Source organism: Proteiniphilum acetatigenes DSM 18083 (assembly GCF_000380985.1).
Lineage (GTDB): Bacteria > Bacteroidota > Bacteroidia > Bacteroidales > Dysgonomonadaceae > Proteiniphilum > Proteiniphilum acetatigenes.
This window is the reverse complement of record NZ_KB905698.1, coordinates 1-16,372: the sequence shown is the minus strand read 5'-3', so window position 1 is coordinate 16,372 and position 16,372 is coordinate 1. Positions and strand designations below refer to the sequence as shown.

Genomic DNA, 16,372 nt, shown 5'->3' with positions numbered 1-16,372 from the left:
TGCGGCACAATAATAGAGAAAAGGGTAAACATGATAAGTGATAAAACTATCCTGGTAACCGGCGGCGGCGGTTTTATCGGATCCAATCTGGTGGAAGAATTACTGGTTTCAGGAAATAAAGTGATCTGTTTCGATAACTTTTCCACGGGAAAACGGGAGAATATCCAATCCTATTTGGACGATCCTCATTTTAGGTTGATGGAAGGGGATATCCGGAACATGGATGATTGTCGTAAGGCAGTAGAGCAAGTCGATTATGTGCTCCATCAGGCGGCCTTGGGATCCGTTCCCCGCTCCATCAAAGACCCGGTCACTACCAACGAGGTCAATGTGTGGGGTTTTCTGAATATGTTGGTTGCCGCCCGCGATGCCGGGGTGAGGCGCTTTATTTATGCCGCCAGTTCCTCCACGTATGGCGACAGTGAAATGCTGCCCAAGACAGAGGAGAAGATAGGGCGGCCGTTGTCGCCCTACGCCGTCACCAAATATGTGAATGAATTGTATGCAGATGTCTTTTCCAGAACCTATGGAATGGAATGTATCGGCTTACGCTATTTCAACGTATTTGGCCGCAGACAGGATCCCAATGGGGCATATGCCGCCGTGATCCCTCTTTTTGTAAAAAAACTGATGCAGCATGAGTCGCCTGTCATTAACGGTGATGGGGAGTACAGCCGCGACTTTACTTATATTGACAATGTGATCAGGATGAACCTGCTGGCGATGGAAACAACCAACCCCGAAGCGATCAACCAGGTATATAATACTGCTTACGGCGAAAGAACCACCCTCAACCAATTAGCGGCCTACTTGAAAGAATATCTTGGTGAGTTCGACCCCGAAATTCGGAAAATAGAAATCATCCACGGTTCTAACCGGGCAGGAGATATTCCGCATTCTTTGGCCAATATCGATAAAGCAAAACGGTTGTTAGGTTACGATCCGCCATACAGTGTACGCGACGGACTGAGAGAAGCTGTAAAATGGTACTGGAACAACCTTTGATTTGAAATAAACGTATGCATATATGCAAGGAATAAGAATAGCCGTACTCGGTTTGGGTTATGTAGGATTGCCCTTGGCCCGCCTGTTTGCCACGAAATATCCCGTAGTAGGTTTCGATATCAATAGTAAGAGAGTGGATGGATTGATGGCGGGGCATGATCAAACTTTAGAGGTAGAAGATGAAGTCCTTCAATCTGCTTTGGTAAGGGAAAATCCTTTTAGCAGCCGTAACAATGGCCTTTACTGCTCTTCCGACCTCAATGATATCCGGGAGGCCAATATCTATATTGTAACGGTTCCTACTCCCGTAGATAAAAACAATCGTCCCGACCTGACACTGCTGGTAAAAGCCAGTGAAACGGTGGGTAACGTAATTGGTAAAGGCGATATCGTGATTTACGAGTCCACCGTTTATCCGGGTGCTACGGAGGGAGATTGTATTCCTGTCGTAGAGAGAACTTCAGGTCTGGTTTTTAACCGGGATTTCTTTGCAGGCTATTCGCCGGAACGTATCAATCCCGGAGACAAGGAACATACGGTCGAAAAAATCAAGAAGGTCACTTCCGGCTCCACCCCTGAAATAGGAAATAAAGTAAATGATCTCTATCGCTCCGTAATAACCGCCGGCACCCATTTGGCCCCCTCTATTAAGGTGGCCGAAGCTGCCAAGGTGATCGAGAATTCACAGCGCGATATCAATATCGCTTTTGTGAACGAATTGGCAAAAATCTTTAACCGTATGGGTATCGATACCCACGATGTATTGGAAGCCGCCGGCACCAAGTGGAATTTTCTACCGTTCAAGCCGGGATTAGTGGGCGGGCATTGTATCGGCGTGGATCCTTATTACCTGGCGCAAAAAGCGCAGGAGTACGGCTATCATCCCGAGATCATCCTTGCCGGCCGCCGGATGAACGATACCATGGGAGAGTACGTTGCTTCGCAGGTAGTGAAGTGTATGATAAAAAAAGGGATTTGTATTAAAGGAGCCGATATCCTTGTATTGGGGATTACTTTCAAGGAAAACTGTCCCGATGTGCGCAATACCAAAGCAGTAGATGTGGTTCGCTGCTTGGAAGAATACGGTACGACCGTTACCGTTCACGATCCCTGGGCCAATCCCGTCGAAGTTGCACATGAGTACGGTATTGAATCGTTAAAAGAATTGCCTGCCGTAGCAAGCAACCGATACGATGCGATTGTTCTGGCAGTAGCGCATAAGGATTTCCTCGATACGGATTGGTTTCAATACCTGAAACCGGATGGAATAATATATGATGTGAAAGGAGTTTTAAAAGGAGGGATGAGCGGGAGGTTGTAAAAACCATGAGCAATGATTGACCATTGGCTAACAGCATGACGGAAACAAACACAGAGGAAAACAATTACTTGGCATCATAAAGTCTTAAAAATTGGAAGAAACTACGCCAAAACCAAATTCATCGCAAAAAAGTAAGCGTATTGTTAAAAATACGTTGATGCTGTATTTTAGGCAGATACTAATTTTATTAGTCAGTCTATATACAGTTCGGGTCGTACTTGACGTACTGGGCGTTGAGGATTATGGAATTTACAATGTGGTTGCGGGTATTGTTACGCTTTTCTCATTTTTGAATGGTACAATGGCATCGGCCACGCAACGATTTTTCTCTTTTGCTTTAGGTAAAAATGATACTGAGCAATTAAGAAAAATATTTTCTGTAAATATCGTTATCTATATTGGAATTGCAATAATAGCCATAATATTATTGGAAACGATTGGTTTATGGTTTGTAAATGAGAAACTGGAAGTCCCGCCTGATAGATTTGGGGCCGTTCGTTTTATCTATCATTTCGCGGTATTTACGTTTACTGCCTCTATTCTTACATCACCATTCATGGCTATTATTATTGCACATGAAGATATGCAAATTTACGCGTATGTATCAATCATAGAAGCCATTTTAAAATTGGGGATCGTTTTTTTGTTGATGTGTATTGATACAGATAAACTGGAATTATACGGGGTTCTTCTTTTTATTGTTTCATTAATCAATGCATTAATTTATATTTCAATAGCATTACGTAAATATGAAGAGTGTCAGTTTAAGAAGTTTTATTGGGATAAATGTTTAATTCAAGAAATAATAGGATTCACAGGCTGGACCCTTTTTGGTCAAATTACTACAGTTTTTAGGAATCAAGCTGTAACAATTCTTGTCAACCAGATCTTTAACCCTGTGATAGTGGCATCAAGAGCGATTTCATTGAGTGTCAGTGGTCATATTGGAGTTTTTTCCAACAACTTTAATATAAGCCTTTATCCCCCTATCATAAAATCATATTCGAGTAATAATAAAGAAGAAATGTTTTCGCTTATTTTCAACGGATCGAAACTTACTTTTTTTTTGATGTGGATAATTGCTTTGCCTTTACTGTCTGAATTAGAAATGATTTTAAGTATCTGGTTAAAAGATGTCCCGCCAGATGCAGTTCTGTTTACACGATTATCAATCATCGAATCTTTAATTCTTTCTCTTAGTTTGCCACTCACGACGGCAGCACGTGCACCGGGTAAAATGAAGACTTACGAATTAACATTAGGTATCATTCAATTATCTATTTTCTTTGTATCTTGGATAGTAATAAAAATGGGATATCCAGCCTACTCGGTATTTGTAGTAGCCATAGCAGCTAATTTTGTAATGTTTTTTGTCCGCTTGGGCATAGTAAGTAATTTAATCGCTTTATCAAAAAGGCTTTTTATAATGAAAGTCGTAGTTCCTGTAATAAGTATTGTCTTTTTATCGACAATACTTACCCATCTCCTTCAAAAATCATTGTCCGAAGGAATAATGTATTCTATTATTGTGATTATATCCAGCGCAATAATTTGTACAATTACTATGTATTATATAGGTCTGGATAATAATTGGCGAAAAAAAATTCGCAATTATGCCGGTATGAAGGTTAGGAGAATTTTTTAAATCGGGTTGTGATGAAAATTTTGATGCTTGGTGGTACAGGTGCAATGGGAAGCCATTTAGTGAATTTACTAGAAGATACAGATAACGAGGTTATAATAACATCTCGTGCAATCCGAAAGTCTTCTCAAAATGTAAGCTACCTACATGGAAATGCTAAAAATGATACTTTTCTCAATAGAATATTGCAAGAAAGTTGGGATGTAATCATTGATTTCATGGTATATTCCACCACAGACTTCAATAATAGAGTATATAGTCTTTTAGGATCTACCTCTCAATATCTTTTTTTAAGTTCTGCACGGGTATATGCCGATTCGAAAGAACCAATCAGAGAAACGTCGTCAAGGCTACTTGATGTCTCGAAAGATGGTGAATTTTTATCTACAGATGAATATTCTTTAGCCAAGGCCAGGCAAGAAAATATATTAAGAAACTCGGAGAAAAATAATTGGACAATCATCAGACCCTATATAACTTATAGTAATCAAAGGCTTCAATTGGGCATTTTAGAAAAGGAAGATTGGTTGTACAGAGCATTGAATGGGAGAACCATTGTCTTTTCTGAAGATATAAATTCCAGATTAACTACGATGACCTATGGATTGGATGTTGCAAAAGGTATAATCTCCTTACTCGGCAAACCGAAAGCATTAGGCGAGACATTTCATATCACCTCTCAACCGTCTTATCATTGGAATGAAATTTTAGAAATATATTTAGATGTTTTGGAAAAACATCTTGGATATATTCCGAAAGTAATGCTTGATAGTATGGACAATTTTCATTCTTACCACCCGGCCACATATCAGATAAAATATGACAGGCTTTTTAATCGTAAGTTCGATAACTCGAAAATATCCGAATATGTAGATACGCATGATTTCATTTCAACTCGAGAAGGACTAAAAAAGTGTTTAGAAGAGTTCCTAAAACATCCATCATTCAAACACATTAATTGGCGTGCAGAAGCTCTGAAAGACCGTAGGACAAATGAGTTTACGGAACTAAGTGAAATTCGGGGAGCTAAACAGAAACTTAAATATTTACTTTATAGGTTATTCATCAAAAAATAAGCATGTTTTATGGCAAACTACTATACAAATGAAAAAAATGCACAAATAGTAATTTCATTACTCAAGCAACATGGTATAAAGAAAGTAATTGCTTCACCTGGAACAACTAATATGGCTTTTGTTGCCAGTATTCAACAAGACTCATATTTTGAAATATATTCTTCTGTAGACGAACGCTCAGCTGCATATATAGCATGTGGATTATCCGCAGAGTCAGGAGAACCAGTCGTATTAAGTTGCACAGGAGCTACAGCATCTAGAAATTATTCCCCCGGTTTAACCGAAGCTTATTATAGAAAATTGCCTGTACTTGCAATTACCTCAACGCAGACTATTTCAAAAGTCGGACAGCATATTGCACAAGTAATAGACCGAAGTTCTTTGCCTAAAGATATTGTAAATTATAGTGTTTATTTGCCTTTGGTGAAAGATGAGGAGGATTTATGGGACTGTGAAGTAAAAGTAAACAAAGCTTTATTGGAATTGGCAAGACGTGGAGGTGGCCCTGTCCATATCAATCTTGCCACCGGGTATAGCACAAATTATGAAGTAAAAGAATTGCCAAAATATAGAACCATCCATCGAATTACTCAATCTCAAAAATATCCAGAACTTCCGGATGGTAAAATTGCCATTTTCATTGGTTCGCATAAAATAATGAGTTATCGTTTGTCCAATGCTATTGACCGATTCTGTGCTGCAAACAATGCCGTCGCTTTTTGTGACCATACAAGCAACTATCATGGCAAATACAGGATCTTATATTCTTTGGTGGCCGGGCAGAGATTATTTGATAAGACTGAATCATTCCCTGATTTATTAATTCATATAGGAGAAATTTCAGGAGACTATTCTTCTTTAGGAATTGGGGGTGAAGAAGTATGGCGTGTAAATGAAGATGGTGAAATAAGGGATACATTCAGAAAATTAGAATATGTGTTCGAGGTGCCAGAGGCTGTTTTTTTTGAGTATTATGCACGGGAAAATAATAATGGCAACGATAGTTATTTGCAATTTTGTACATCTCAATTGAATGACACAAGGGCGAAAATTCCGGAATTACCATTTTCCAATCTATGGTTGGCATCAAAAATGGCGCATTTGATTCCCAAAGATTCTACAATTCACTTCGGTATCTTAAACAGCTTACGGTCGTGGAACTTTTTCGATCTTCCAGCCTCCGTTACATCCGCTTCTAATGTAGGCGGATTTGGAATTGACGGTGATGTATCTTCCTTGTTAGGTGCATCTTTTGCAAACAGAAATAGATTATTCTTCGGGGTAATTGGCGATTTGGCGTTTTTTTATGATATGAACGCCATTGGCAATCGCCATGTAGGGAATAATCTGCGTATTTTATTAGTTAATAATGGGAAAGGTACGGAATTTCGTCAATTTAATCACAAAGCGGCTCAATTTGGTCAAGATGCTGATGAGTTTATCGCAGCTGCAGGACATTTTGGGAATAAATCTCCGGAATTAGTGAAAAATTATTCTCAAAACTTAGGTTTTGAATATATGTGTGCTTCCAACAAAAGCGAGTTCGAACAAGTGTATGAGAGATTTTTAACTCCTGAAATCACAGATAAACCGATGTTATTTGAAATTTTTACAGAAAGTGAAGAAGAAAGCAAAGCGCTGGAAATAATCACAAGTTTGGAAGTTACCACTGGTATTCAAGCCAAACAATTTGCCAAACAATTATTAGGTAAAAAGGGGGTCAGTATTGTAAAAAGAATGGTTAAGAGATAATTTCAATAAACTGATATCTGATTTGTATAATTTTGTTATATAACACATAATCATTGATTGAAAAGTTATGCTCTGAAAAATATGAAATATTACAAAACACTTAAAATTCAAAGACCTTTCGCAAACAAACTGATAAGCTTGTAAAAGTTGAAATAAATCGTAAAACGAATACATGAAAGTAGAGTATGTCTCTTAATAGGTTAGAGCTCATGTTAATTTTAACTGTCAAATATGCTACACGGAAATATATGTTTTTTTTCAGGAGACATCACACGTAGTGGAGGAACTGAACGTGTTACTTCGGTTATAATAAATAATTTATACAAATTAGAACGGTACACCATCAGCATATTAAGTCTTGAGATGGTAAATAATGAACCTTTTTTCTTTATCAATAAGGAAGTTCGGCTGGAAAGCCTATATAAGAAGGGAAATAACTTTTCTAAGAATCCTATAAGGACAATAGTTAAATTGAGGCATTACATTAAGAGTAGAAAGATTGATGTTTTGATAGATATCGATACAATATTAGATGTCTTTAGTGTACCCGCTACAAGATATACAAAAACAAAATTAATTGCGTGGGAACATTTTAATTATTATGAAAATCTAGGAGTAAAATACAGAGACTGGGGAAGAAAACTTTCTGCAAGGTTTGCAGATGCCATAGTTACAATAACCAAAGAGGATAAACAATATTTAAAAAAAGAATTAAATCCGAAGTGTCCTATTTATCAAATTTATAATCCGATCGACATTCAAGAAAGGTCAAACCCATATTCCGTCGAAAGTAAAATAATTTTAAGTGCCGGACGGCTAACTTATCAAAAAGGATTTGATTTATTAGTTGATATAGCAGAAATTGTGCTTAAGAAATATTTTGATTGGAAATGGATTATTTTGGGAGAAGGAAAAGATCGACAACAGATTGAAGATAAGATTAATAATTCTGGTTTGCAAAATCACGTGATATTGAAAGGGAATGTAAAAAACATAAATGAGTTCTATAACCAAGCATCGATTTTTGTGCTAACCTCCAGATATGAGGGATTTGGGCTCGTATTAACGGAAGCGAAATCATTTAAACTCCCCTGTGTAAGTTTTGCATGTAAAGCAGGTCCTTCTGAAATAATAGAGGATGGTGTAAACGGGTTTCTTGTAGAATGTTTTAATATGGAAAAAATGGCAAATAGAATAATGACTTTAATTGAATCAAAGGATCTACGATTAGAGTTTTCTAAATGCGCATTATTTGAGACAGAAAGATTTTCAATAAATACAGTCATAGAAGAATGGGGCAAAATAATAGATTCCATATTGCGGAAATAAAAGAAATATTCACTATTTCAATTGTTATTCCGGTATATAATAGTGAGAAGCTCTTGGGAAAAAGTGTAAAAAGTGTTATAGATCAGAGTAATAATAACTGGGAGCTAATTTTAGTAAATGATGGTTCAACAGATAATAGCGGGAAAATATGCGATGAATATTCAAAATCAGACAAACGTATCCGAACAATACATATAGAAAATGCAGGATCCGCTAATGCAAGAAATGTAGGTATTGAGAAGTTAACAGGCGACTATTGTATTTTTATGGATAGCGACGATTTTTTAGAACAAACTGCTATAGAGAGGCTAAGTGTAATTCTATCAAATGAAAAATATGAACTTGTTTTTTATGGTTACTTCTGTGATACATTATTGGATAATAAATACTTAACGAGCGATAGTAGGAGTGCTGATAATATGACTTATATTTCAAATATTGAGTTTAAGAATAATTTTTTTTCTTTGGACGCGATTAATTTCACCCATCCTGTGTGGAATAAAATGTATAAAGTTGAATTAATTAGAAATAACAATATTCTTTTCCCTGAAAAAGTCAATATGTCCGAAGATTATATCTTTAATTTGCAGGTATATGAAAAGGTTTCTTATATTCATATTTCGTCAGCAATATTGTATCATTATGTGTCCCATCGTTATGGGAGTATTACTACGAAATTCGATATTAGTAGAATCAACTCCGCCCATCTGGCATATAAAAAATCCTTGGCTATTATAGAACGGTGGAATCCTTTGTATATTAATCAAGTAGAAAATGAATATGTCAAAAATGTAAGCGTTTATATTAATAGCATGTTCAATAAAGAGTGTTTTTTATCATTTAAGAATAAAAGAGATATTGTTAAATCAATATTGAATAATCAAGATTTAAATAATTGTATCCGGACTTTTAGGCCGGTTGATTATAGAAATAAAATTTTCTCGATACTTGTAAAAAAAAGGAAGGCAAATCTAATATTAGTAATTGTGATATTGCAGAGATTTATAAGTCAGAGCTTATCTCTTAAAGTAAGCAAAAAAACATCATAGAAATTCTCAAAATGAAAGTAGGTATTTTGACATTTCATAATGCTCATAATTATGGAGCCATATTACAAAGTTATGCTTTATTACATATTCTTAAAAGTTTGAAATTTGAAGCAAGTATCATTAATTATAGAGTGAAATCAATCGATGAATATTATAATTTATGGAAAAAACCGAACATTTATTTAAGGGGGCTAAAAAAATCTCCATTTCATTTCATATATAGGATTTTTAAAACAATAATTGAAATACCTTTTAAGTATTTACGAAGGAGAAAATTTATTTCTTTTCAAAAATCGTATTTAGAATTAGCCTCAATTGCTGATAATATAATTTGGGATGCAATAGTTTGTGGAAGTGATCAGATTTGGAATCCTCGGCATACAAAGGGTTTAAGAAAAGAATATTTTGGATATTTTCCAAAATCCCCCCAAAATATATCTTATGCAGCTAGTATAGGAGAGCATGATTTCTTTGATGAAAAAGAACAAATAGAATTTAAAAATCTATTAAATAATTTGGATATTATCTCTGTAAGAGAAATAAAGACGAAATTAATTTGTCAAAAGTTAACGGGGAGGGATGTGAAATTGGTACTAGATCCTGTTTTTTTACTATCAAAAAAAGAATGGGATTTATTAGAAATAAAACCAAAGATTTCCGATAGGTATATACTTATTTATGATTTGAATAAGGACCCATTAATTATGGAGAGAGCAATTCATTTATCTAAAAAGAATAAATTAAGAATAATAGAAATAGAAGTTTCTGATTTTTCACCTTCTAAATGGAAAAAGATATATTCAGCAGGTCCTTTAGAATTTATAGGTTGGATCAAAAATGCTGAATTTATATTTACGAGTTCCTATCACGGAACGATATTCTCTATATTGTATAATAAAAATTTTTATTCATCTGACATTGCTAGGATAAATGATTTGCTTAATCAAATCGGCTTATCTAGTAGAATATTATCTGATTTCAATAAAGAAATATTACCTATTAATAATGCAGAGTATGAATTGGTAAATAATTTAATTAATCGAAGGATTGACGAATCGAAGTCGTTTCTGATAAATTCATTAAAAATGAATAAAAATTAAAATGTACTTTTTAGCATGACGAATAATTTAGGAATATCGTGGTTGATTTTATTAGTAGAAATATTAATTCTTTCATTCTTTAAAAATATTATTACGGATTATGCTACAGTCGGTTTTGGAGTTGTCGGATTACATGTACTAGTCACAGTTTTTCTTTTGTTCGGATCATCCGACCGTTTTTCCGGACTGATTGTAACCGCTTTTCTATTGCGTTTTTTAGTGATGCTTTGGGATATCTATGGAAAATCCGTATTTGTATTGCCGAGTAGTGGGTTCGATACTGAATTTTATTATCAAACAGCCATAAAGATTTCTGAAGACTTGAACTTGGTGTTCTCAGGTATAAGGGGAGGAGTGTACGCTAAAATATTGGGGATACTCTTTGCTCTAGTGGGACCAATGAGGATTTTAGCTCAATATATGAATGTGCTTATAGGTTTGATGACGGTAATAACGATTTATCAAGTTCTTGATGAATTAAAAATAAATAGTCGAGTTGCCTATATTGTAATAACGATAGCCTCTTTTTTTCCTTATTCGTTAATCATGTCAGGCGTTTTACTAAGAGAGATTTTTCCTACTTATCTTATTGCCATATCTTTATTGTATTTTGTGGGATGGTATAAGAATCAATCAATCGTCAGTTTTGTATCATCTCTTCTGCTACTCGGGATTGGCAGTATGTTTCATTCGGGGGTTATAGGTGTAGCCGTGGGTTATTTATTCATGTTTCTGTTTCTCAACCAGAGTACTCAAAAGTTTGAAATCAACGTTCAAAATGTATTGAAGTTCTTACCAGTAGTGGTTCTTATATTCCTTTTCGCTACACAATTTGGAGACGCTATTTTTTTTAAATTCAGGAATTTACAAAATCCTTCAGACATATATGAGAATGTAACATCTGCGATGGGAGGCTCCGCTTATCTGGAAGGAATGGCCATTAACAGCCCCATGCAGCTAACCCTTTTTTCTCCAATTCGGGCTTTTTACTTTTTATTTTCTCCCTTACCCATGGATTGGCGGGGAGGAGTGGATATTTTTTCATTCTTCATGGATTCTCTGTTTTACTTTTATGTTGTTTATTATTTCTTTAAGAACCGAAAATGGTTTGTTGATAACAAGAAACTTATTATCGCGCTTCTTATTATCATTTTAATAGTTGCATTCATATTCGGAATCGGGGTAAGTAATGCCGGAACCGCTATGCGGCACAGACAAAAAATTATACCGGTATTTATGGTTATGCTTGCACTAATGATGAATGAAAAATATAAAACGGTGCAATTGAATGGAGAAATAAAAACTCGAAAAGTATCTCAAAAAGAAAAATGAAGATGAATAATGAAATTCCGAGAGTTTTGCAGGTCTTTACCATTTTGAATAGAGGTGGGGCCGAATCCATGATAATGAACTATTACCGGCAAATAGATCGAAGTAAAATACAATTTGATTTTTTAGTTCACAGAGAAGAGCGGGGTGTATTTGAAGATGAAATAGAAAAACTTGGAGGCAATATCTATCGTATGCCGGAAATCAATCCATTAAATCCCTTCTTTTATTATAAACAACTTAATGATTTTTTTAAGGCTCATAATTACAAAATAGTGCATTCTCATATAAATACGTTTAGCTCTTTTCCTTTGAAAGTAGCCAAATTAAACGGCATTCCCTGTAGGATAGCACATGCTCATACAGCCTTAGAACCTGTTAAATTGAAAAACATTTTCACTCCGAAATTCGAAAAAACAGAAGAAGTAAAGAAAATTATAAAATTGTTACTTAAAAAAACGGTGTCCACCTATGCTACACATTTGTTTTCATGCGGTATAAAGGCAGGAAAATGGTTATTCAATGATAATGAGTTTGTTGTTATGAACAATGCAATAGACCTTCACTTATATCAATATGATGAAGACATTTCAAATGAATTAAGAAAAAAATTAAACCTGCAAGATGTTTTTATTTTAGGTCATGCAGGAAGATTTTCTGAAGAAAAAAATCATTTTTTTTTACTTGAAATCTTTCATTCTATCAAAAAGAAGAAGCCAAACTGTAAACTGATGTTGCTAGGTGACGGCATATTGAAAAATAAAATAGGACAGAAAGCGAAAGATTTAAATATAATTGACGATATTGTTTTTTTGGGGGTGCGGAGTGACGTGTATCGGTTATTGCAAATGATGGATGTATTTGTGTTTCCCTCATTTTTTGAAGGCTTACCTGTTACTTTGGTAGAAGCGCAAGCCGCAGGACTAAAAGTTTTTGCATCCAATACTATTACCCGTGAAGTCGCTCTGACTGACAATATTGAGTTTTTATCGATCAAACAATCACCGGATTATTGGGCTGAAAAAGTATTGGCTGCTATGCCATATGTGCGAAAGAATAATTGCGAGATTATCAGAGCCAAAGGTTACGATATAATTGAGAATGCCCGTAGGCTTCAAAATTTTTACCTTGGACAAATTAATAAGGAGAATAATGAAAGAAAAAATATATAGTATTTTGCCCCATTTCCTTCAAAACTGCATGATTGTCATGTATAATGTACTGGCATACAAAACACGATATGGTGGTAAATACAAGAGATATAGGCGAGAAAATCAAAATAACAGTACCCTATCACAAGGAGAATTGAGAGCTTATCAGGCAGAGAGGTTCAAAAAATTTATTGCATTTACCATAGAGTACTCTCCCTATTATAAAGAGACGTTAGGTGATATTTCTAATGCTACGAATATTGAAAATATACGACAGTTCCCCATAATCAATAAAGAAATCTTACGTCAAAATATAGGTAACATTGTAACAACACAAGATAAAAATGCTATCCACATGAAAACCGGTGGGACAACTGGAAAATCATTGGAAGTGTTGTTTACTCCGGAAAATATGCAGGAGCGTTATGCAATACTTGATAATTTTCGTTCTCGTTTTGGTTATGAATTGGGACGGAAGACAGCGTGGTTTTCAGGAAAAAATATTTTAACGCAGAGAGATATTAAAAAAAATCGCTTCTGGAAAACAGATTTTATACACCATGTGCGTTACTATTCGACTTTCCATATCAAAGAAGAATATTTAAAATATTACGTGGAAGATTTAATAAAATATCAACCCGAATACTTTGTCGGGTTCCCTTCCACTATTTTAGAGATTGCTAAATTTGGGTTGAAAAATGGATACACCTATCCTAAAGGTGTCACGAAAGCAATATTCCCGACCGCCGAAACTATTACGCCGGAAATGAGAGAAGCAATCGAATCTTTTTTCCAAACGGGGATGTACAATCAATATGCATCCTCTGAAGGTGCGCCGTTTATATTTGAGTGCGAAAATGGGAAACTGCATTTGGAATTACAGAGTGGCGTATTTGAAGTATTGGATGAGAATGATCAACCGACCAATTCAGGAAGATCAGTCGTGACCAGCTTCACAACGGAAGGAACGCCGTTGATCCGCTATGATATTGGTGATCGGATAACCTTGGAGGATGAGAATGTAACATGTAATTGTGGAAATAAGAATCCTCTCGTAAAAGAAATACTCGGACGGATAGACGACTATATTTATTCTCCGGAAAACGGAAAAATCAATTTAGGAAATGTGTCCAATACATTAAAGGGAACACGAGGAATTATTCGTTTCCAGGTAATACAAAACAAATTGGATACGATCGATATATTCATTGTCATAGATGATAAAATGTATAATCGATCCGTGGAAAATATTTTTATTCAAAATTGGAGAGACCGAATTGGGAGTACGATGACACTGAACATAAATTACGTTCAGGAAATCCCCGTGGAAAAAAGTGGAAAATACCGCATTGTGAAGAATAACATTAAGCATCTGATACCCGTTTGACTAACCGCCAAACAGAATAGTAACCGCTATTCGCTATATGTTCCATAATCCTTCATTGGACTTGGGGGCTAAAATTTAAATGATTCTATAATTGAAAAAGTGTCATGAGTCGGAAACTTTTGATGATTACCACAACGGATTGGTTTTTGATATCCCATCGGCTTGTAATAGCAAAAGCTGCGGTTAATGCCGGATGGAATGTGTATGTTGCTTGTGAGGATACAGGAAGGGGAGATGAGATTGCTGTAAATGGAATTACATTTATCCCGTTTTCTTTTTCGCGATCAGGCACAAATGTATTCAGTGAATATATGTCGTTTAAGCAATTTGAAAAGCTTTATAAAAGCATTCGCCCCGATGTCGTTCATCTGATTACGCTAAAACCTGTTGTATATGGAAGTATCGCCGCGAAGCAATTGAGAATCCCGAAAGTAGTCAATGCTATTAGTGGTATGGGGTATGTGTTTACCAATAAAAGGTCGGGATTAGTACAGAAGATAATCCTACGTTTGATGAAGTTCGGGTTCGATAGTCCCAGTGTGTCTTTAATCATCCAAAATAACGACGACAAAAATGAGTTGATTAAAAATAATGTTTTAAATGAGAAACTAAAGACGTTTTTAATTAAAGGTTCGGGTATTGAATTAGACTGGTTCCCTTTTTCTCCTCTGCCTGAAGGCGGCAAGATAAACATACTGTTGCCATGTAGGATGTTGTGGGATAAAGGTGTCAGGGAATTAAAAGAGGCGTCTGATCTTTTAAAAGAAAAGTATAAGGGAAAAATACAATTTGTTTTATTGGGAATGGTTGATAAAGAGAATAAGGCAAGTGTCCCGGAATCCTATTTGAAGGAATGGGAAGAGGATGATTATGTCGTTTGGGAAGGTTATCACCCCAATGTATTAGATTATTACCATGCGTGCCACATTGTTGTTCTGCCATCCTATCGGGAAGGTTTGCCCAAAACCTTGATTGAGGCTTGTGCTGTTGGAAGACCTATTGTTACCACCGATGCGATTGGTTGTAGAGACTGTGTCGATGAAGGTGTAAATGGGTTTAAAGTGCCTGTCCGGGATAGTATTGCATTAGCGAAGTCCTTGGAGACATTAATCAATAACAGGCAACTAATGGAAGAGATGGGAAAAGCCGGAAGGAAAAAAGCTGAGGCGGAATTTGATGTGAATGAGGTTATACGGAAACACTTGGATATTTACAGAACATTGTAGGTAATCGGTCGACTACAACTAGGAATCAAGGATAAGGATAAATTTCATCCAGTAGAATTGTTTTGCAACGAGGTTGCCGCGAATGCTTTAATGACGGAAGAGATAGTGTTGGGTATTGATCTTTCTTCATTCAAAAGTTCAAAAAGTGTTTTTCAGGCCGCTAGACAACTTGGCGTGAGTTTATTTGCATTGTTAGTCAGAGCTTTGAATCTGAATCTTATTTCGATCACAAGATATCAGTAATTAAAGAAACAGATTGGCCATGGCTTTCTGGAATTCTTGAAGAAAGAGTAAGAAAAAAGGCTAAGCAAAAAGAAAAGGAAGGGTATCCTAATTATTTTTTACTTCAGTTAAATCGAAACGGCAGACTCTTCACTCAAACCGTATTCGATTCTTATCGTGGTGGTTTTATTAAACCCTCTGTGGCGAGTAACCTTTTAAATGTTCAGGTCAACAAATTTCATAAATTAGAAGCCCAATTATATAGATGAGTACCACTGCACCCAAATATTGTTTGGATGCCAATATACTGCTACTGCTACAGGCTTGGCAAAAATTGTGAAGAAAATAAAATCACCTAATTTTACTACGATGGACTTTTTATATCAAGCGATAACCTCTAAGGTAATGAGTGAAAAAGAGTGCGATAAATTTATTGCTGAACATTGAATTTTTTTTGTTCTCGAAAACACTCCATTCTCAGTTTCTTGCGCTTTTTGGATAAAACGGTTTGATTTGTGCCAGTGATTTCGGTCTATGTGTGCCACCTTTTTCGGTTCAAACCGTGCCACTTTTTACGGTTCGATTTGTGCCACTTTGAAAAGATCAAGTTATCTTGTCCCTAAAAAAGGGATGCGGTATGGCAAATAAACTTGATCCTATGGATATAAAACAAATTTTAGTCTTAATCAAAGACGGTTTTAGTAACCGCAAGATTGGTGCTACACTTGGTATATCTCGTAATACCGTTAACAGCTATGTACAACAGTTTAACTCAAGTGGTTA

General features: G+C 35.7%; 13 protein-coding genes. All 13 read left to right on the top strand.

What is annotated here, in order from left to right; all coding sequences use genetic code 11:
• Nucleotides 1–30 precede the first annotated feature (30 nt).
• Entirely contained in the window at nt 31–1,005 is a 975-nt protein-coding gene (locus tag F597_RS0111905) for an SDR family oxidoreductase (protein ID WP_019539974.1), read from the top strand.
• A gap of 22 nt (nt 1,006–1,027) precedes the next feature.
• The gene (locus tag F597_RS0111900) at nt 1,028–2,326 is read left to right on the top strand and encodes a nucleotide sugar dehydrogenase (protein WP_019539973.1); all 1,299 of its coding nucleotides are present in this window, start codon (nt 1,028–1,030) and stop codon (nt 2,324–2,326) included.
• 91 nt (nt 2,327–2,417) lie between these two features.
• Nucleotides 2,418–3,971: an MATE family efflux transporter gene (locus tag F597_RS0111895; RefSeq protein WP_245542034.1), complete on the top strand. Its 1,554-nt coding sequence runs from the start codon at nt 2,418–2,420 to the stop codon at nt 3,969–3,971.
• A gap of 11 nt (nt 3,972–3,982) precedes the next feature.
• The gene (locus F597_RS0111890; protein ID WP_026327388.1) at nt 3,983–5,044 is read left to right on the top strand and encodes an NAD-dependent epimerase/dehydratase family protein; all 1,062 of its coding nucleotides are present in this window, start codon (nt 3,983–3,985) and stop codon (nt 5,042–5,044) included.
• Nucleotides 5,045–5,053: 9 nt separating this feature from the next.
• A complete protein-coding gene (locus F597_RS0111885; protein ID WP_019539970.1) occupies nt 5,054–6,796 on the top strand; it encodes a thiamine pyrophosphate-binding protein in 1,743 nt (580 codons plus the stop codon).
• A gap of 231 nt (nt 6,797–7,027) precedes the next feature.
• A complete protein-coding gene (locus tag F597_RS0111880; RefSeq protein ID WP_019539969.1) occupies nt 7,028–8,125 on the top strand; it encodes a glycosyltransferase family 4 protein in 1,098 nt (365 codons plus the stop codon).
• A complete protein-coding gene (locus tag F597_RS0111875) occupies nt 8,089–9,174 on the top strand; it encodes a glycosyltransferase family 2 protein (protein WP_019539968.1) in 1,086 nt (361 codons plus the stop codon). The genes F597_RS0111880 and F597_RS0111875 overlap by 37 nt, the downstream gene beginning before the upstream one ends.
• 11 nt (nt 9,175–9,185) lie before the next feature.
• Nucleotides 9,186–10,274 (top strand): polysaccharide pyruvyl transferase family protein, encoded by a 1,089-nt coding sequence (locus F597_RS0111870; protein WP_019539967.1) that lies wholly within the window; start codon nt 9,186–9,188, stop codon nt 10,272–10,274.
• Between the two features lie 15 nt (nt 10,275–10,289).
• Entirely contained in the window at nt 10,290–11,606 is a 1,317-nt protein-coding gene (locus F597_RS0111865; protein ID WP_019539966.1) for a hypothetical protein, read from the top strand.
• 2 nt (nt 11,607–11,608) lie between these two features.
• Complete coding sequence (locus tag F597_RS0111860) at nt 11,609–12,775, top strand: glycosyltransferase family 1 protein (protein WP_139224186.1); 1,167 nt, start codon at nt 11,609–11,611, stop codon at nt 12,773–12,775.
• On the top strand, nt 12,756–14,141 hold the full coding sequence (locus F597_RS0111855) for a phenylacetate--CoA ligase family protein (RefSeq protein ID WP_019539964.1): 1,386 nt from the start codon (nt 12,756–12,758) through the stop codon (nt 14,139–14,141). Before F597_RS0111860 ends, F597_RS0111855 begins: the two co-directional genes overlap by 20 nt.
• Nucleotides 14,142–14,263: 122 nt before the next feature.
• Entirely contained in the window at nt 14,264–15,367 is a 1,104-nt protein-coding gene (locus F597_RS0111850; RefSeq protein WP_221406103.1) for a glycosyltransferase family 4 protein, read from the top strand.
• A gap of 859 nt (nt 15,368–16,226) precedes the next feature.
• A partial coding sequence (locus F597_RS23125; protein ID WP_157279115.1) for a helix-turn-helix domain-containing protein occupies nt 16,227–16,372 on the top strand: 146 nt, incomplete at its 3' end.